The organism is Sinomicrobium soli (assembly GCF_003285545.1).
Taxonomy (GTDB): Bacteria; Bacteroidota; Bacteroidia; order Flavobacteriales; family Flavobacteriaceae; genus Sinomicrobium.
In genome coordinates this window covers 26327-44701 of sequence record NZ_QLNV01000016.1, presented here as the reverse complement: position 1 = coordinate 44701, position 18375 = coordinate 26327, and the positions used below count along the sequence as shown (strand labels likewise).

Here is an 18375-nt window from a genome sequence, read left to right as displayed (position 1 = left end):
GATCTGTTTTTCGGTCTATGGGCATTTATTCGTGAAACCTGGAGTATTGTCAGGTAGTTCTGAGCGTGGAGATAAAAATAAAAACCGCCTAAAAATCAATTCTTTAAGCGGTTTTCCGTACTCGGAGCGGGACTTGAACCCGCACGGACATTACTGTCCATTGGATTTTAAGTCCAACGTGTCTACCAATTCCACCATCCGAGCGGCTATATCAAAGACAAACCCGCTGCAAGAGCGGGTCTGAAGCGAAGAGCGAAAAACGGGATTCGAACCCGCGACCTCCACCTTGGCAAGGTGGCGCTCTACCAACTGAGCTATTTTCGCAGTTTTAAAAGCATTCCCGTGTAAGGATTATTGCGGATGCAAATTTAATGTTTTTCTGTTAATAGCAAAGAAATTTTTATAAAAAAGCACTTTCCCTTCACTGTTTATACGCCTTCCGGGATTGTGGTACGGGATTATTTTTTTCTGGTGAGCATGCGCTTTATCTCGTTCAGTTTCATCAGGGCCTCCACGGGGGTGAGGGTATCGATATCGGTATTCAGTATTTCTTCCCGGATATCTTCCAGCAAGGGGTCGTCCAGGTTAAAAAAGCTGAGCTGCATTTCGTCCCCTTCCGGTTTGAGGCGGTCCGTAAGCTCGTCGGAAGAATGCGACCGTTCCAGCTTTTTCAGGATTTTGTTGGCCCGCTGTATTACCTGCTGCGGCATTCCTGCCATACGGGCCACGTGAATACCGAAGCTGTGCTCGCTGCCACCGGGAACCAGTTTCCTGAGGAAGAGTACCTTGTCTTTCAGTTCCTTTACCGAAACGTTATAGTTTTTGACGCGGACAAATGTCTCCGTCATCTCGTTGAGTTCGTGGTAATGGGTGGCAAAGAGTGTCTTTGCCCTTGCGGGGTGCTCGTGCAGGTATTCCGAGATGGCCCAGGCTATGGAAATCCCGTCGTAGGTGCTGGTGCCCCTTCCGATCTCGTCCAGCAGTACCAGGCTCCGTTCCGAGATGTTGTTGAGGATGGACGCGGTTTCGTTCATTTCCACCATAAAGGTCGATTCTCCCATGGAGATATTGTCGCTGGCACCCACCCGGGTGAATATCTTGTCCACGATACCAATACGAGCCCCGGCAGCAGGGACAAAACACCCTGTCTGCGCCATGAGCACGATAAGGGCCGTTTGCCGCAGTATGGCCGATTTACCGCTCATATTGGGCCCGGTGATCATGATCACCTGCTGTTGTTCGCGGTCCAGGAAAACATCGTTCGCGATGTATGGCTGGTCCGGGGGCAGCTGTTTTTCGATGACCGGGTGCCTTCCGTTTTTGATCTCGAGCTCGAAGGTTTCGTCTATCACGGGGCATACGTAGTTGTTTTCCGAGGCCAGGCAGGCAAAGCTGCTGAGGCAGTCGATCTGTGCTACCAGGGAAGCATTGGCCTGTACCGGGGCTATAAACTGCTTTATCCATTCGGCCAGGCGGGAAAAAAGCTGTTGTTCCAGCTGTAATATCTTCTCTTCCGCCCCCAGTATCTTCGCTTCGTATTCCTTGAGCTCTTCGGTGATATACCTTTCGGCATTGACCAGGGTCTGCTTCCGGGTCCATGTTTCGGGGACCTTGTTTTTATGGGTGTTCCTTACTTCTATGTAATAACCGAATACATTGTTGGAGTCTATTTTGAGCGACGGGATCCCGGTGCGTTCCGATTCCCGTTCCAGCATTTTGTCGAGATAGTCCTTTCCGGAAAAAGCCAGGTTTCTCAGGTCGTCCAGTTCTTCCGAAAACCCCGGAGCAATGACATTCCCTTTCTGGATGTTTACCGGGGCCTCTTCGTTCAGGGTCTCCCCGATCTTCCCGCGGAGCGTGTCACATCCTTCCATTTTTTTCCCCAGGGCTTTCAGGGCCTGTTCCTCACTCTCCGACGCCAGTGTCTTGATCGGGACTATGGCTTCCAGCGAGTTTCTGAGCTGTATGACCTCCCTCGGGTTTATCTTGCCCGTGGCTACCTTGGAGATCAGGCGTTCGATATCTCCTATCTGCCTGATCTGCCCGCGTATCTCCTGCAGGATGCTTTCTTCTTTTGTAAAGTAGCTCACTACCCCGTGGCGCTGCCTTATGGTTGCTGCGTTCTTGAGGGGCAATGCGAGCCAGCGCCTGAGCATGCGGCCACCCATGGGCGAAATGGTCTTGTCTACGATGTCGATAAGGGTCACCGCATTGCCCGCGGTGGCGTGGTAAAGTTCGAGATTGCGAATGGTAAAACGGTCCATCCACACATACTCCTCTTCTGCAATACGGTGAATGGCAGTGATGTGTTGCAGCTGGCTGTGCTGTGTTTCCGACAGGTAATGCAATGCTGCTCCCGACGCGATGATGCCATCGGCGAGATGGGCTATACCGAAGCCTTTGAGGGAGCTGGTGTTAAAATGCCGGGTGAGGGTTTCCAGGGCAAAGTCTTCCTGGTATACCCAGTCTTCCACAAAAAAGGTATGAAAGTCATTGCCGAACCGGGTGGTGAATTCCTGTTTATATTTTTTGGATACCAGTACCTCGCTCGGATTGAAATTCCGGAGGAGCTTGTCGATATAGTCCGCCTGTCCTTCCGAGGTAAGGAATTCGCCCGTGGAAATATCCAGGAAAGCGATCCCCAGTTTTTTCCTGCCGAAATAAAGCGCACACAAAAAATTGTTGGTCTTGGCATTGAGGATGTCATCGTTAAGTGCAACTCCCGGCGTGATGAGTTCGGTAACCCCTCTTTTTACGATCTTTTTGGTGAGCTTCGGGTCTTCCAGCTGATCGCATATGGCTACCCGTTCCCCGGCCCTGACCAGTTTGGGCAGGTAGGTGTTCAGCGAGTGGTGCGGAAACCCGGCCAGTTCAGAACGGTCTCCCCCGTTGTTGCGGTGCGTGAGTACAATGCCCAGTATACGCGAGGTTTTTACGGCATCTTCCCCGAAGGTCTCGTAAAAATCCCCTATACGGAACAGGAGCAGGGCCTCCGGGTGTTTGGCCTTGATCTGGTTGTACTGCTTCATGAGCGGAGTTTCCTTCTTGTTCTTAGTCGCTGCCAAAGTTGTTTGTGGTTTAGTTTTTAGTTCTTAGTTTGTTAGTTGTTAGTCTGTCATTCAGAACGAAGTGAACCTGCCTGCCGGCAGGCAGGGAATCCCGACCCCGGCCCAAAGGAACTTCAACAGCATTCCCGAAGGACCGGAGATTCCTCCCCGACCGAAAAGGCCGGGACAGGCTCTATCTTCGGAATGACAAGGCCCCTGTCATTCAGACCGAAGGGAAGAATCTCTGCCCAGGCACAAAGGAACTTTAACACCTCCACCGAAAGACCGCAGATTTAACTGTGTTGAGCCCTTCGGGGTTCTCCTTTCCCGATGTTCGGGACAGGCTGTCGGAATGACAACTCCCGACTTCCGACTCCCGGCCACTTCATTGTTTGCAAGCTAACGATAGTTTATGAGTGTTACCGTATAGCGTATTAAATACCCGTCACCCTTTTCCCCTCGTCGCCCCGTCCCCGGAGTCTCCTTAACAAAGGCGAATTTATGAATAATTTTAGCTGTTTGAAATTTTTGTCAGGACCAAAACAAGTTTCTCCCGGTTTTCGTGTTGAAAGGCAAAAGTTTAACTTTGTCACCCGGATTCCGGAAAACACAGAAAACCATGCGAAAACTCAGGAACAGCGAATTGGGACGACTTGAGGTCAATGCCTTTAAAAATGTGGAAAAAACCCCGTTGATCATTGTACTGGATAATATACGCAGCCTGAACAACACGGGTTCGGTATTCCGTACGGCCGATGCCTTCCGGGTGGAGAAGATATATCTCTGCGGTATTACGGCCGTTCCTCCACATAAGGATATTCATAAAACTGCCCTGGGAGCTACCGAAAGTGTAGCCTGGGAGTATGTAAAGGATACGGTTTCACTGGTGCGGCAGTTGCAGGAGGAATCGGTTACCGTAATTGCCGTGGAGCAGGTGGAAGGTGCCGTGATGCTCCACGATTTTATTCCCGAACCGGGCGGCAGGTATGCGCTTGTTTTTGGCAATGAGGTCAGGGGGGTAGCCCAGGAGGTGGTGTCGGCCTGCGACGGGGCGCTGGAGATCCCGCAATACGGTACCAAGCACTCGCTGAATATTTCAGTAAGTGCAGGGGTAGTGGTCTGGGATGTGTTCAGCAAACTCGGCCGCTTGAAAAAATAAACTTTAAATTTCTATCGTTTTTCTTACTGTTTTGCGAGATACGCCTCGCTGTAAGGCGACCATATCTCGTAAATGGGATCTCCCTTCGAACTCAGTCCGCTGTGGTGCCATTTCCCGTCTTTTACCTCGTATTCAAACCCGAGCGAAGCCCCTACCCTGCTGTTATCCCGTGAGAAAAAGGTGATATTTTCGGTATATTTTCCATTCTCTGCCGTATAGGTCCCGCCGCCGGTCCCCATAAACTCCCTCGTGGCCGAGTTAAAGGCTATCCACTGAAAACGCCCCCCGCTCAGTATCTTGACGGTACGGCGGTCGCCCGGGGTCATTTCGCTTACTTTTCCTGCCGCATCAGCCCGCCCAGTGATCACCCAGTTCCGGGTGAGATCGTCTTTGGTGGCAGACAATCTTTTCCAGGTTTCCGTGTTCCCGTTTCCGGCAGTAACCGTAAAGGAATCCCCGGAAAAAGAAATGGCGGAGGAGTGTTTTTTGCCGATACGCCCGGTATCCGAAGTGTAGAAGTCCGGGGTTTCGCTATACCGGTCTCCTTCAAGCGTATAAATCCCGCCTCCGGCATCGGTAAATTCGTTTCCTTCAACCTGTTTCCCCCCGAAAGCAAAATAGCCGTCCTGGTATATTTTTATGTATTCTGTTCCGGATACCGCTTCACCGTTTTTATGCGTAAGTATCCAGGCACCTTCCAGGTCACGTGCAAAAGCGGGTGAAACAATAAAAAATAAGGCAAAAAGAGCAAATAGTGGTTTCATGAGGATGTTTTTTGGGTTTGTACTAAAGATAGAAAAAAATACGGATCAACATTCCCCCTTCACAATCCTGATATCCTGAGGGGCTACGGGCATGATAAAACCGTTTTTTTCGATGATATCTTTACATATTCCGTGCAGGATAAGGGGAGCGTCAAAATAGTTGGTTGGTAAGGTGTACGCCCTTACCGTCAGGTTTATACGGTCGTGGGTAAACTGTTCAATCTCTACAGTGAGCCTCCTGTCGCTCATAAATATTTCGTTTCGCCCGATGGCCTCCTTGAGCAATGGGCTTAGCCGGTGAATGTCTGACCGGTATGCTACGCCCACCACAATGTCGATACGGTAGGCGTCTTTTGCTGAATAGTTAGATAGTGCGGTGTTGAACAGCGGGGCATTGGGTAATATGATAAGTTCGTTGCGGGGCGAGCGGATCACGGTATTCAGGAGACGGATGTTTTCCACATAACCGATGTGTTCTTCCGTTTGTATCAGGTCGCCGGTCTTAAAAGGTTTGGTGAGGATGATCATGATCCCTCCGGCAAAATTGGAGAAACTACCCTGTAATCCCAGGCCGAGCCCTACGGCTCCTCCGCCTATAACAGCGAGTATGGAAGTGACCTTGACCCCTACATTACCTATAGCAACAATGATCACAAGGGTGTTGAGGATGATGCGGATAAAAGAACGCAGAAAATTCCGGGTAGAGTGTTCCACATCCCTTTTTTGCATCAGTAGAAAGAGAGACCTGCTGATAAGCCTTGAAAGCCAGAAACCGATAACCAGGATGGCTACAGCTTCCAGCAGGGAAATTCCGAAATTGATAAGCTTTTCGGTATAAATACGGGTTTCAAGATCGAGAAACTGTTCCATATCATACAAAAATAAGGAAATAATCCACATTGGCTTCGCGCAGTAGACCGGTATAAAATGAAAAGGCTTTTCTTCTTTGTATGGCAGGCGCCCCTGATTTTTTTTGAAATACCTGTAAGTACCCGGAAAAAGCTATTTTTGTACGAATAAAGATTGAGGAATGGTTTCTTCCGGTTTAAGAAAGGTTACAGTAACAAGATATATTGCCCCCCTGCGTGAAGGCGGGTCGCTGCCTGCGATGGCGGATGCAGATGACGGATTTACCTATGTGGTGAAATTCCGGGGTGCGGGACATGGCGTAAAGGCCCTTATCGCGGAATTGCTCGGGGGTGAGGTCGCGAGGAGACTGGGACTGAAAGTTCCCGAGATCGTGTATGTGGAACTCGATGAGGCTTTCGGCAGGACGGAAGGGGACGAAGAGATCCAGGACCTCCTGAAAGGAAGCCAGGGGCTCAATCTCGGACTGCATTTTTTGTCGGGGGCCATTAACTTCGATCCGGTGGCTGTGGAGGTATCTCCGGTACTGGCCTCAAGAATTGTCTGGCTGGATGCGTTTATCACGAATATAGACCGTACCTTCAGGAACACCAATATGTTGTGGTGGCATAAGGAGTTGTGGCTTATAGACCACGGTGCAGCTTTTTATTTTCATCATTCCTGGGGCAACTGGGAAAAGCAGGCGTTGTCGCCATTTCCCTATATCAAGGACCATGTGTTGCTCGGCCAGGCCTCGGAACTGGAGCGGGCAGACCGTGAGTGCCGGGAGGTACTTACCGACGGAGTGCTGCGGGAAATGGTAGCCCTGATCCCCGATGTGTGGTTGCAATGGGAACAGACCGAAGACAGCCCGGAACAGCTTCGGGAAGTGTATTTCCGCTTTTTACAGCGCCGGAGAGATCATTCCGGAATTTTTTTGAACGAGGCAAAACACGCGAGAGATGCTGTTATATGAATACGCTGTAATACGCATGGTGCCCAGGGTAGAGCGCGAAGAGTTCTTTAATGTGGGCGTCGTACTCTTCTGCAAGGAAAAATCTTTCCTGAAAGCCCTGTTTTATATAGCTCCGGATAAGTTCACGGCTTTCGGAGGGGAAATATCCCTGCACCAGCTCGAAGAGAACCTCAGGTCTTTTGAAAAGATGTGTAACGGGAATGCCGATGGCGGCCCCATAGCCAGGCTGGACCTCGCCTCCCGCTTTCGCTGGCTTACGGCAGTCAGAAGCTCGGTGATCCAGACCTCAAGGCCCCACCCCGGGCTCTGTGAGGATCCGGAAGAAACCCTGCAGGCTTTATTTGGCAAACTGGTACAGTAACCGGGACGACCGCTTTCCGGTTCGGGAGTTATACAACGGGCAATTTATGTATTACAATGCATTTGACGTTAAGTATTGTTTTCTTTGAAAAGGATCATTACTTTTTCTCCGTCAGATCGGCACTCACTTTCCTGACAAAATCTTCGGTAACGGCAGCAAAACCTGCAATCTCAAGAATGGTGAATTTTCCGGAGGCCAAAAGATTGCTGACAATATCGTAGCTTTTTTGCTGCGCTTTATGACGTTCTTGTTCAATCAGCTTTTGCGCCCTGGCACGTTCTTCCTTCCTTCCTTTTTCTACCAATAGATCGTATGTACTCATGACTTTATCTTTTATATCCGATGGCAATGTCTCTAAAATATCCTTAACCTGTTCTTCGGGCAGATCTACCAGCTCAAACCCGTAGATCACCAGGCTGACCTGTTGTGCATTACTCCCCTGTGCCAACCCTATGGAAAAAATTTCTGCAAGCCTGGATTTCAACCCGGGTTTGTCGAATGCGTGTTTAAGCAGTAACAATGCAGCGATTAGGAAACCGTTCTCTATCGCCCGGATCTCTTTATCAGACAAGTCTCTTAAACTGTGGTAAATATACTCATATTTGGGAAGAAACACAAGCAGGTCGGGGTCTAAATGATCGAACAAATGGTCCAATGTGCGGTATTTCCAGCGTTTTTTACCGTGATAGAGCAAGACGGGGATTACCGGTGTAAGGAGTTTCCGTTGAAGGAGTTGCTGCCGGTAGGCAGAGAAGAGATACCCTCCTATCTGTACCGGGGTATATGTGTCGGGAGCGCTTTTGTGCTCCAGTAACAGGGATATTTCCACCTTTTCCTTGCGGTCTTTGAGTTCACAGGTATAGACGATATCGGAAAAGGTCTGTTCGAGCGCTTTGGAGACATAGTTACCGGGACGGCGGTAAAGGGTGGAGAAATCGAGTTTACCGGCAATATGGGGAGGCAGGGCTGTTTTAAAGTAATCGGCAGCAACTTGTGTATCGGCGAGCAGTTTTTTGACGAATTTGTCGTGAATTGCGGTGATATCGGCCATGATAGACTTGTATAGTTGCTTATTCTTTTTGCATGGAAAGAATAAACTTACTAATTAATATCAAAACCTACAATTATTTATTTTTTTTCTTACATTGTCTGGAAACATATCTGCTCCCGGATATTACATCGGGAAAACGGGAATATAAAGCTTCGAATCCTTTCTGTGCTTCTCTGAGGTCCTCTCTGCACCTTTGTGAAATAACCCTCACCCTGTTATAAGTTCTGAATTCGGACTTATATTTTCTGTAACCTGCAACCATAAAAAAAGGGATCCAAAAGTATTGAATCCCGAAGGTTGGATTATGAAAAAGTTAGTTAGTTTTGCTCTATAAAGCGGTACTAATGTATAACAAGCTTTTTAAAAAAATGCAAAAAAGCTTAAAAAAGTTATAAATGCTGCATTTCATCGTGAAACCGGTGTATTTTGTCGATTATTTCCCTGAAGTCATTTTTATTTTGCACAAAATCCATGTCGGAAACATCGAGAACGAGAACATTTTGTTCCGGATTGTTCCTGATATGGTCCATATACCCCCTGTTTATTTTTTCCAGGTAGTCATAAGGCATGTCCTGTTCATAGGTGCGTCCCCTCTTCCTGATCTGTTGCAGCAGTCTTTCCGTATTCTGGTACAGGTATACATATACATCGGGCTTAAGCACTTCCCTGTACATCAGGTCGAACAGTTTGCGGTAGAGGTAAAACTCATCCTCGGGGAGGGTCACCCTGGCAAAGATCAGCGACTTGTGAATATCGTAATCGCTTACCATAAAGCTTTTGAAGAGGTCGGGGCGGGAGGTGTCGTCGGTAAACTGCTGGTAGCGGTCGGCCAGGAACGACATTTCCAGGGGAAAGGCATAGCGTTGCGGCTCCTTGTAAAACCGGGGAAGGAAAGGGTTGTCAGCAAAGCGTTCCAGGATAAGCTTTCCGTTGTATTCTTCCGATATCATGGTGGCCAGGGTAGTCTTTCCGGAACCTATATTGCCTTCTATGGCCAGGTAGTTCATGGCCGAAAAAAGAAGGTCTTTCCTCAGCCGGATACTCAGGTCCGTCCTGGTAACCTCACTGTCATCCGGGCACTCTTCCAGAAGCCTGGAAACGGGTACCTGGAGTCCGGGATGGATTTTCCCGGGTGCGATATCGGCCAGGGGGGCAAGGACAAACCTGCGTTTTTCCATCTGGGGGTGGGGGATGATAAGGTTTGTTTCCCGGATGATCTCGTCTTCGTAAAAAAGAATATCGATGTCAATGGTCCTGGGCCGGTATCCCTTTTCCTCCGATCTTATGCGCCCCAGCTGCTTTTCGGTGTCGAGGATGTATTCCAGCAACCCGGGTGCATCCAGGCGGGTGTCTATGGCGAGACAGGCGTTGAGGAAATCGTCGCCTGAAAATCCCCAGGCAGGGGTCTGGTATATTGCCGAGCAGCTTTTTACCCTGATCCCGGGATGGGCCTCCAGGCGGTCTGCTGCGGCCTGCAGGTGCTGTAGCCTGTTTCCCTGATTACTTCCGATAGACAGATATACGCGTTTCATGGTGCAAAATAAATAAAAGTAACCCATATAAACCGGCGATATCCCAAAAACCGTGCGGTATTCATTAAATCCCTGTCCCGGAGCAAATCGGGCATACTGCTGCGATTCCTAAACCGAAAAGATTATCTTTGTGGTGGTTATCACTGTCGCTTCCCGGAGGAGTCTGTCCGGAAAGGAAATATTTCTGCCCGGTAGCGGAAGGGCCCCGGGAGGAGTTCAATATGCACCTGAAGGGAAAACAGTGTGGCAGGCCATTGTTGTGAACATCTAACTATAAGATATGAAATTTTTAAGGAATCTTCTGGCATCTATTCTGGGATGTGTGATCGCTTTTGGTGTTTTTTTTGTAATGTTTCTCATTTTTATATCGCTGGCGGGAAGCCAGGAAAAAGCGATCAGTGTTCCGGAAACATCAGTATTGCTGCTGGAGATCGATAAGCCCCTGAAGGATTATGGCGGGAAGTTCGACTTTACCGATTTCGGGGTGAATTTTGAGCAGTACGACGGGCTCAACCGTATTCTGAGGGCCATAGATGCAGCGGCTGAAGACGACAGGATAAAGGGCATCAGTATCCGGAACAACTACCTTCCGGCAGGTATGGCGCAGACGGGAGCCCTCAGGGAAGCCCTGGAGGCGTTCAAGGCTTCCGGAAAATTTGTCTATGCGTATGGCGATGTCTATGCGCAAAAAGATTATTACCTCGCTTCGGTAGCCGATTCGGTATTTGTAAACCCGGTAGGGGATATCGATTTTAAGGGGCTGGCCTCCGAGGTGCTTTTTTTTAAGGACCTGCAGGAAAAGACGGGAGTGAAACTGGAAGTGATCCGGCACGGAAAATACAAGAGTGCCGTAGAACCTTTCCTGGACAATGAAATGAGCCCGCAGAACAGGGAGCAGATATCGGAACTGTTATTCTCACTCTGGAATACCATGGTCGAAGATATTTCCGTGAGCCGCGGATTATCTGCCGGAACGCTCAATACCCTGGCAGATACCCTGGGGGCAAGGACCCCTGATATGGCCCTCCGTGCGGGACTGGTAGACCGTATAGCCTACCTGGATGAATACGAATCATCGCTTAAGGCGGCCTGCGGACTGGAAGCGGACAAGGACCTGGAATATGTGGAACTGAGGGATTACAGCGAATATGCCGCCAGGCAGTCGTCAGCTTACGGTAAAGATCGCATTGCCGTGGTATACGCAGAGGGTGAGATCGTTTATGGCGACGGTAACAAAGACCTTGTAGGGCAGGGAATTATCCTGGAGTCGCTCCAGAAAGCAAGGGAAGACGACAGGGTAAAAGCTGTGGTGCTGCGTATTAATTCCCCGGGGGGCAGTGCTCTCGCCTCGGATATTATATGGAGAGAGGTAGCGGTGACCAAAAAGGAGAAACCGGTAGTGGTATCCATGGGTAATCTCGCGGCTTCCGGAGGCTACTATATCGCTGCCGGAGCAGATAAAATATATGCGGAACCCACCACGATCACCGGTTCGATAGGGGTTTTCGGAATGTTGCCCAATGTGAAGGAACTTGCCGGTCGTATGGGGATTAATGCCGAACACGTGGTCACCAATTCACAGGCGCTCGGGTACAGTGCCTTTCAACCCTTGTCTGAAGCCTACCGGAAGGTAACCACGGAGAGTATAGAACATATTTATGAGACCTTTGTGCATCATGTGGCGGAAGGAAGGGACATGAAGGTGGAGGATGTCGATGCCATAGCCCAGGGAAGGGTATGGAGCGGTGCCGAAGCGGTAGAGATAGGATTGGTAGATGAAATAGGGGGATTGAACGAGGCCGTAGCCTATGCTGCGGGCGAGGCGGGAACGGAAGCGTATGTAACGGTCGATTACCCGGTGTATTCCACCAGTATACAGGATGTGATGGACAAGTTTATCGGCGTATCCGTTACAAAAGGCAGGGAACAGATACTCCGGGAAGAGATCGGGGAAGAGGGATATCGCGTACTGCAGGCCATCAGGGTACTTGCACAACAGAAAGGGGTGCAGGCCCGGCTGCCTTATGAGCTTGTTGTTTATTAGACGCTTTCCGTATCCCGATAATCATATTTAAAATACCGTATGCAGCAGCATAAAACCGCATATCAGTTATACCTGTACCTCGCCGCATTGTTTATTACTTCGCTGGTAGTCTCCAACCTGATCTTCCAGAAATTCTTTTACTGGTATCCCTTCGGTGAAGTCACGCTTTTCGGGGCGGGAATATTTGAAATATCGGTGGGTATACTGCCTTACCCGGTGACCTTCCTGATCACCGACCTTATTTCGGAAATATACGGGAAGAAAAAAGCCAACCAGGTAGTGACCGCCGGTATCTTTGCTTCGCTGTTCTCGCTGCTTATCATATATGTCTCCGCCGCCGTCCCCGCAACCCCGTGGTCGCCGATAGGGGATGAGCGCTTTACGGAGGTATTCGGACGTACGGTGCTTGCCGTGCTCGCTTCCATGCTGGCCTACCTGGCAGCACAATATATAGATATCCATATTTATCACTTCTGGAAAAACTACACCGGGGGAAGACACCTGTGGTTGCGAAATAACTGCTCTACCATATCGTCACAGGTTATCGATACGCTTACCGTCCTGTTGCTGCTCTGCTCCTTTGATGTTATAGCCTGGGAGCGGTTTACCGGACTTTTTGTGGGAGGGGTACTGTTTAAAATGTTAATCGCCTTGCTCGACACCCCTTTTCTTTATTTTTTTGTATATATTATCCGGAAAAAATTCCGGTTGGGGCCCGGTGAGGAAATCCGTTTGCCCTGAAGTATCGTATTTAGAGTATATGAAAACCCGGCTGTATGCGTTATGTGTATGGCTGTAATAAAATAAAAGGAAAAGAATGAAAATCAAAAAGGGAGTTAAAATCGTATTGATCGTTCTGGGAGTGCTGATCGTATTGCTGGCAGTAGCCCCGATATTGTTTAAAGACAAGATCACGGCCCTGGTCAAGGAGAATATCAACAACAACCTCAATGCTACCGTAGATTTTGCCGATGTGGATATCAGCCTCCTCAGGGGGTTCCCGAAGGCTACGGTGGCCCTTCACGAGATCAGTGTGATCAATAAGGAACCCTTTGCCGGCGATACCCTTTTTTATGCCGATGAGGTTTCGGTACGGATGGGCATCGGCGAACTCTTTAAAGGCAGCGGCATGGAAGTGAGCAGTTTCGGGGTAAACCGGGCCAGGGTAAACATCCTGGTAAACAGCGAAGGTAAGGCCAATTACGATATTGCCAAGGAGAGTGGCAACGAAGAAGAGGCCGGGGCAGCTCCGGAAGAAAGCAGTGATTTCAGCTTTTCCGTACAGCAGTACGATATCAGCGACAGCAGGATCTCCTACCTCGATGAGCAGGCAAAAATGGAATTTGTGCTCGACGAACTGAACCATTCCGGAAGCGGCGACCTGTCGCTTACCACTTCAGAGCTGAATACCACTACCGATGCGCAGGTGTCGTTTGCAATGGACAGTACGGCCTATATCAACCGGAACAGGGTGAAGCTTGATGCGGTGATAGGGGTCGACCTCGAAAATAACAGGTATACTTTTCTCGACAATACCCTCTTGCTGAACCAGCTTCCGCTGGTGTTCGACGGATATGTGCAGCTCAACGAGGACAACCAGGAAATAGACCTCACGTTCGGCACCCCTTCCTCCGATTTCAGGAATTTCCTTGCCGTGATCCCCGAAGCCTATTCCGGAAGTATCGAGAATGTGCAGACCACCGGTAATTTTGAAGTGAAAGGAGAGGTCAAGGGCGTGGTAGACGATACACATATCCCCGCTTTTGATGTACAGATCAGTTCGGATAATGCCTCCTTCAAATACCCCGACCTGCCCAAATCGGTCAGCGATATCCGGCTGCTTACCCAGATCGTAAACAAGACCGGCCTTGCGAAAGATACCTATGTCGATATACAAAAACTGTCTTTCCGTATAGACCAGGATGTGTTCAATGCCAGTGCACGCCTGGACCAGGTAACGGAAAACATGCATGTCAATGCCCGTATTAACGGGAAACTCAACCTGGCCAATTTGTCCAAAGCCTATCCCTTTCCCCTGGAAGAGGAGTTGAGCGGGATACTGGTAGCAGATATTAGCACAGCTTTCGATATGGCCTCCATAGAGCAGAAAAAATATGAGAATACCAAAAACTCCGGGACCCTCGATCTCTCGGGCTTTAACTATGCATCTGCCGAAATGGCTCATCCGGTGAGTATAAGCAGGGCCAATGTGGCCTTCAATCCGAAAACGGTAAAACTGAATACCTTCGAGGCCAGAACGGGGCAGACCGACCTCAATGCCTCGGGGACCATCAACAACCTGATGGGCTTTATGTTCAACAAGGAAAACATGGAGGGGAATTTTGATCTTTCCTCCGACACTTTTTCCCTGAACGATTTTATGGTGGCCGACACCCCGGAAGAGGGAGGAAGCGAAGACGGGGAACAGCAGCAAAAAGAAGAGGCTCCCGCCGCCGGGACCGGGGAAGAGAAGATCAAAATACCTTCTTTCCTGGACTGTACCGTAAATGCCTCTGCCAATACGGTGATCTACGACAACCTCACACTGAAGAACGTGAAGGGTACACTGGTGATCAAAGATGAAAAAGCTACCCTGAAAGACCTCAGGTCCGACCTGTTCAACGGGCAGTTAGGGCTTAACGGGAATGTATCCACCAAAGGGGAGGTCCCTACTTTCGATATGAAACTCAATATGGACGGTTTTGATCTCGCGGAGTCTTTTAAGGGGCTCGACCTGTTGCAGGCCCTGACCCCCATAGCCAGTATCCTGGAAGGAAAACTCAATACAGACCTGTCCCTTTCCGGAAACCTGAATGACGACTTTACCCCCGTACTCATGTCGGTCTCCGGGGATGCCCTGGCCGAAGTGCTGACCTCGGGAGTGGATGCCAAAAACTCCAAACTGGTAAGTAGCCTGGCAGGGAAACTCGATTTTCTGGATGTAAACAACCTGAATTTTAAGGATATCCAGACCCATTTGTCTTTTGATAACGGCAAGGTAAACGTAAAACCCTTTCATGTCAAATACCAGGATATGGATATAGAAGTAGGCGGCAGTCACGGTTTTGACAAGAGCATGGCCTATACGGCTACGTTCAACGTGCCTGCGAAATATCTCGGCAAGGATGCCGGTAAACTGCTGGCACAGCTCAGCGAACAGGAGCAGGACGAAGTTACCGTGCCGGTAACGGCTACCATCGGGGGAACGGTCAGTAGTCCTTCGGTGTCTACCGACCTGAAATCGGCGGTGGCCGGGCTTACACAGCAGCTGGTGGCCAGGCAGAAAGACAAACTGGTCGGCCAGGGCAAGGATGCCCTTAATAATGCTTTGGGAAACCTGTTGGGAGACAAGGCTAAAGGCGACAGCACTACCACAGATACCACTGCTGTCAAAAAGGAGGATGCCGCAAAAAATGCAGCCAAGAATGTTTTGCAGGGACTGTTCGGCAAGAAGAAAAAAGACACTACCAATTAAAGTGCGAAGCTTGAAGCCGGAAGTATGGGGTGGCCGGTCTTTGGGGATTGTGGTGGGTAGCTTACCTGATCTTATAGAAGTATCTCATGCGGATTATCTGGTAACGGGAGATAAGGATTTACTGATTTTAGACCCTTTCAAAGACACAAGGATAATCTTACCAACTGAATTTGAGGCAATATTGGAACAAACATTCGAATAATTTTATTACTCGTATTTTCTTCTTACAAACCACAGGTCTTCGAGGCTTATGTTAAGAGTGAAAAAATGATAATTTTCTCGGATCAGCAGCGTCGATACCTGGCCTTTTTGTCCGTAAGAATAGGACAGGTTCAGCATAGAGCCTGTATTACTGCTGATGGGTAGTCCGAGTCCGGCAGTAACGGCATAGCCGCCTATTTTTTTGCCGTTGATGGACAGATACCCGTTGTCTGTGGTAAATCCGGCCCTGAACCGTATATGATCGGTGTATTCCATAGACCGGGTATTCCGTACGTATTCGGCCCCGAAACTTATGATGTCCTGGTCCTTGAAGGACCCGAGATTGTCATTTTGATGCGTGTCGCTCCACAGGTTTTTGCGGTAATCGGCATTTACCGAAAGGCCCTTGAAAGGTTTCAGGAGTATTCCCATCCCCATTTCTGCGGGAAGTTTAAATCCCGGTATGGCGTCTCCCGATTCATCCTCTACGGAGATGCTCTGCCCGTTGATGGTTTTCAGTACCGAGCGATCTGCACTTCCGCTGAGTTTGACGGGAAACAGTACAGTGCCTCCCAGTGTGAATTTCGGAGAGAGGTCGTACTGAAACCCGGCTCCCAGACGGGCTCCGTTGTAATAACTGGTTTTGCTCATCTCGAAATAGCTGCTTCCTATGGAGAAAAATTCATTTTCTTCGATACTGCCGAAAAGATAGGAAGCACTGGCTCCCAGTCTTAGCCGGTCGGATAAGCGGTATCCGTAATTGAGTTTTATGCTGTTCAGGCCTCCCGATCCGGTGATCGTACTTTCGAACTGCTGGTCAGACCCCTCTATGTTGGTGGTAACTCCCAGCATGGTATACCCCACATTGGAATAAGGGGTAAGGGTGATCCCCAGGACTGACCTGTCTGAGACGTGAAAGGCCATGGCGATGTTGGAGAAGTTGAAACTCCATTTGTTTTCGTTGCTCAGCCGGTTTTCAAAATGATTGTATTCTGACTGGAACCCCACATCAAAAAGGAAGGATTTCCCGTATATGGAAGCGTATGATGCAGGGTTGAGGTTGTTGATCCCGGTATCTCCGGGCAGGGCAATACCACCCCTCCCGAGGGCATTGGATATCCCGGTACCCGCCTGTTGCAGGCTTCCCAGGCCGTACATGGAATACGGAGACCCGGTAAGCCCTTCAGATTGTGCGCTGGCGGTGATGCCGGCCAGTGTGCAGAGCAATACCGGTAAAAATATCTTCTTCATGAAAACAGTTGTTTTTGTATTTCGGTTTATGTAGTGATAACAGTTCCGCAATTCCCGGGTTATCAGTCGTTATTTGCGTCGTAAATAGAGTACAGTATTTCGAGTGTGGCCCCGAAGTCTTCGTGGTCCTGCCCGTTGAGCACGAACCGGTCTGTCCGCGAGCCGTATTCGCCCGGGATCAGGATCAATGAACTTTGGTCCTCACGCTCGGCCGACAGTATGCTTTCTATGTACGAAGTAAGGGAGATCTCGTAATACACCTGGTTAAACTCCTGGTTCTCACGGTTAAGAATGGCGAATACCGTATTGGAAGACAGGTCTGTAAGCTGGCCGCTGATATCGTTGTTCAGGTCGGTTACATATATACTTAAGGTGTCCCTGAGCGGCATTTTTTTATCGTAATAATCCGGGGTGGGTTTTATCTTCATGGTGGCGGAGAGCAGTGTGCCTTTTCCGTCCAGTTCATACAGTGATTTTACCGAAGGAAAACGGATCCTTGTCGTCAGCCCCGTGCCGCCCTGTATATAGCTTTTGTTTCCCGCTTCTCCACTTGGCAGTACGGTTTCTTGATCGGTCAGGTTCGCAAAGGGGGTATCTTCATTTTCAGAAGTGATCCTGTTGAAAAAGGTAGCCGGAGCATTGCCGGTGGTGATGTGAAGATCCAGGGATCTTACCGTGGGCTCTTCGGTTTCGTGTGTGGCGTAATATATCCGCATGAAACTTTCGCCGGACGAGGTGGAAAAACCGAGTACGGCGCCGTCGTCGTCTGTTCCCGGCTGTAGGGTAATACCTTTGAAATATTCCCTCATTTGGTCTGCCGTTGTTATTTTTTTCTGTTGTATACGGTCGAATAAAGCTTCACCAAAGCTGTCGCTCAGCTTAATCTCAACCGAATCCTTACTTCCCAGGGGCTTCGGATAGAAGGTTGTTTGCCCCAGGTTGTCTTGTTGGTAGGGGATGATACTCGTGTTGTAAAAACTATCTCCTTTTGAAGGTTTTACTCTGGAAGTGAGCTCTTTAACCTGAATGGTGAAAGGCTGTAGGGTATCGTTGTAGTAATACCTGTCATAGTTCAGGAAAAGTGAAATACTGTCGTATATCCCGTCGTTGTTTATGCTGTAACTGTCCGGTAACAGTTCGAAAAAACTGGATGCCGTAGTTTTTCCGAATACGGTATCGGTGTACTGTCCCAGAAGTATACGGGTGGCGTCTGAGGTGATCAGGCTGTCGAATTTCACGGTAGACATATCTATGGTCAGGGAATCTACAGACAATACCCTGACGTTACTTCCCGTAAAATCCTGCCCGGCATTGAAATCGGTATCGTACAGGTTGTCGTCTCCGCAGGAACAGAAGAGGATGAGCAGCAATAAAAAATTCAGGTATTTCATGAAGTGCGATTTCGGACAAAAATAGAAGGCTTGACACAGGTCGGAAATGAAAATCGACCATGTGGTGATGTGGCTATACCAACAGAGGTTATTTGCCGATAAAATGCCTTAAGCCCTGTTGGTCTGTAAAAGAAGCTTATTGGTATAGAGATATGGCGGATTTATCTATTGTGTTCTTTTGCTGATGTCCCCGGGTATAGTTTTGCTTTCGAAAACCGGTGAAAACAGGAATGGTATTGGCCCGGTTGTATACAAGAGGCCGTACCTGTATTTCTGA

General features: G+C 49.1%; 13 protein-coding genes and 2 tRNA genes. 6 read left to right on the top strand and 9 right to left on the bottom strand.

Annotated elements, in window-relative coordinates; genetic code table 11:
• Positions 1–118 precede the first annotated feature (118 nt).
• The 3 genes from DN748_RS16140 to mutS all read right to left on the bottom strand — a co-directional run bounded on the left by DN748_RS16140 (position 119) and on the right by mutS (position 3029).
• Positions 119–204, bottom strand: a tRNA-Leu gene (locus DN748_RS16140).
• Between the two features lie 47 nt (positions 205–251).
• Positions 252–324 (bottom strand) — tRNA-Gly (locus DN748_RS16135).
• 134 nt (positions 325–458) lie between these two features.
• Entirely contained in the window at positions 459–3029 is a 2571-nt protein-coding gene (gene mutS / locus DN748_RS16130) for a DNA mismatch repair protein MutS (RefSeq protein WP_112372897.1), read from the bottom strand.
• A 637-nt stretch (positions 3030–3666) separates the two neighbouring features.
• Between mutS and DN748_RS16125 the strand changes: the two genes are divergently transcribed.
• On the top strand, positions 3667–4206 hold the full coding sequence (locus DN748_RS16125; protein WP_112372896.1) for an RNA methyltransferase: 540 nt from the start codon (positions 3667–3669) through the stop codon (positions 4204–4206).
• Between the two features lie 23 nt (positions 4207–4229).
• On the opposite strand, the gene DN748_RS16120 is transcribed toward DN748_RS16125, so the two are convergent.
• Positions 4230–4970, bottom strand: coding sequence for a hypothetical protein (locus tag DN748_RS16120; protein ID WP_112372864.1), 741 nt, complete (start codon positions 4968–4970; stop codon positions 4230–4232).
• A gap of 45 nt (positions 4971–5015) precedes the next feature.
• Positions 5016–5840: a mechanosensitive ion channel family protein gene (locus DN748_RS16115; protein WP_161554584.1), complete on the bottom strand. Its 825-nt coding sequence runs from the start codon at positions 5838–5840 to the stop codon at positions 5016–5018.
• 160 nt (positions 5841–6000) lie between these two features.
• Here DN748_RS16115 and DN748_RS16110 point away from each other — a divergent pair, with 160 nt between their 5' ends.
• A complete protein-coding gene (locus DN748_RS16110) occupies positions 6001–6792 on the top strand; it encodes a HipA family kinase (protein WP_112372862.1) in 792 nt (263 codons plus the stop codon).
• Positions 6779–7153, top strand: a complete 375-nt coding sequence (locus DN748_RS16105; protein WP_112372861.1) for a DUF3037 domain-containing protein — start codon at positions 6779–6781, stop codon at positions 7151–7153. Before DN748_RS16110 ends, DN748_RS16105 begins: the two co-directional genes overlap by 14 nt.
• A 97-nt stretch (positions 7154–7250) precedes the next feature.
• Here the strand turns inward: DN748_RS16105 and DN748_RS16100 are convergent, their stop codons facing one another.
• Both DN748_RS16100 and folK read right to left on the bottom strand, forming a co-directional pair.
• Positions 7251–8204 carry an Rpn family recombination-promoting nuclease/putative transposase gene (locus DN748_RS16100; RefSeq protein ID WP_112372860.1) on the bottom strand — a complete coding sequence of 318 codons (954 nt, stop codon included), beginning with the start codon at positions 8202–8204 and terminating at the stop codon, positions 7251–7253.
• A 389-nt stretch (positions 8205–8593) separates the two neighbouring features.
• Entirely contained in the window at positions 8594–9736 is a 1143-nt protein-coding gene (folK, locus tag DN748_RS16090) for a 2-amino-4-hydroxy-6-hydroxymethyldihydropteridine diphosphokinase (protein WP_112372895.1), read from the bottom strand.
• A 280-nt stretch (positions 9737–10016) separates the two neighbouring features.
• Between folK and sppA the strand changes: the two genes are divergently transcribed.
• The 3 genes from sppA (at position 10017) to DN748_RS16075 (ending at position 15255) form a co-directional block, all read left to right on the top strand.
• Positions 10017–11780 (top strand): signal peptide peptidase SppA, encoded by a 1764-nt coding sequence (sppA, locus tag DN748_RS16085; protein ID WP_112372858.1) that lies wholly within the window; start codon positions 10017–10019, stop codon positions 11778–11780.
• A gap of 39 nt (positions 11781–11819) precedes the next feature.
• A complete protein-coding gene (locus DN748_RS16080) occupies positions 11820–12521 on the top strand; it encodes a queuosine precursor transporter (RefSeq protein WP_112372857.1) in 702 nt (233 codons plus the stop codon).
• 76 nt (positions 12522–12597) lie between these two features.
• Positions 12598–15255 (top strand): AsmA-like C-terminal region-containing protein, encoded by a 2658-nt coding sequence (locus DN748_RS16075; protein ID WP_112372856.1) that lies wholly within the window; start codon positions 12598–12600, stop codon positions 15253–15255.
• 207 nt (positions 15256–15462) lie between these two features.
• Here the strand turns inward: DN748_RS16075 and DN748_RS16065 are convergent, their stop codons facing one another.
• Complete coding sequence (locus tag DN748_RS16065; protein ID WP_112372855.1) at positions 15463–16707, bottom strand: OmpP1/FadL family transporter; 1245 nt, start codon at positions 16705–16707, stop codon at positions 15463–15465.
• 62 nt (positions 16708–16769) lie between these two features.
• Complete coding sequence (locus tag DN748_RS16060) at positions 16770–18098, bottom strand: DUF4270 family protein (protein ID WP_112372854.1); 1329 nt, start codon at positions 18096–18098, stop codon at positions 16770–16772.
• Positions 18099–18375: the final 277 nt, after the last annotated feature.

What these genes read in the sequence shown, in the direction of transcription:
- mutS (WP_112372897.1), bottom strand. Translation starts at nt 3,029, where the DNA reads ATGAAGCAGTACAACCAGATCAAGGCCAAACACCCGGAGGCCCTGCTC.
- DN748_RS16125 (WP_112372896.1), top strand. Translation starts at nt 3,667, where the DNA reads ATGCGAAAACTCAGGAACAGCGAATTGGGACGACTTGAGGTCAATGCC.
- DN748_RS16120 (WP_112372864.1), bottom strand. Translation starts at nt 4,970, where the DNA reads ATGAAACCACTATTTGCTCTTTTTGCCTTATTTTTTATTGTTTCACCC.
- DN748_RS16115 (WP_161554584.1), bottom strand. Translation starts at nt 5,840, where the DNA reads ATGGAACAGTTTCTCGATCTTGAAACCCGTATTTATACCGAAAAGCTT.
- DN748_RS16110 (WP_112372862.1), top strand. Translation starts at nt 6,001, where the DNA reads ATGGTTTCTTCCGGTTTAAGAAAGGTTACAGTAACAAGATATATTGCC.
- DN748_RS16105 (WP_112372861.1), top strand. Translation starts at nt 6,779, where the DNA reads ATGCTGTTATATGAATACGCTGTAATACGCATGGTGCCCAGGGTAGAG.
- DN748_RS16100 (WP_112372860.1), bottom strand. Translation starts at nt 8,204, where the DNA reads ATGGCCGATATCACCGCAATTCACGACAAATTCGTCAAAAAACTGCTC.
- folK (WP_112372895.1), bottom strand. Translation starts at nt 9,736, where the DNA reads ATGAAACGCGTATATCTGTCTATCGGAAGTAATCAGGGAAACAGGCTA.
- sppA (WP_112372858.1), top strand. Translation starts at nt 10,017, where the DNA reads ATGAAATTTTTAAGGAATCTTCTGGCATCTATTCTGGGATGTGTGATC.
- DN748_RS16080 (WP_112372857.1), top strand. Translation starts at nt 11,820, where the DNA reads ATGCAGCAGCATAAAACCGCATATCAGTTATACCTGTACCTCGCCGCA.
- DN748_RS16075 (WP_112372856.1), top strand. Translation starts at nt 12,598, where the DNA reads ATGAAAATCAAAAAGGGAGTTAAAATCGTATTGATCGTTCTGGGAGTG.
- DN748_RS16065 (WP_112372855.1), bottom strand. Translation starts at nt 16,707, where the DNA reads ATGAAGAAGATATTTTTACCGGTATTGCTCTGCACACTGGCCGGCATC.
- DN748_RS16060 (WP_112372854.1), bottom strand. Translation starts at nt 18,098, where the DNA reads ATGAAATACCTGAATTTTTTATTGCTGCTCATCCTCTTCTGTTCCTGC.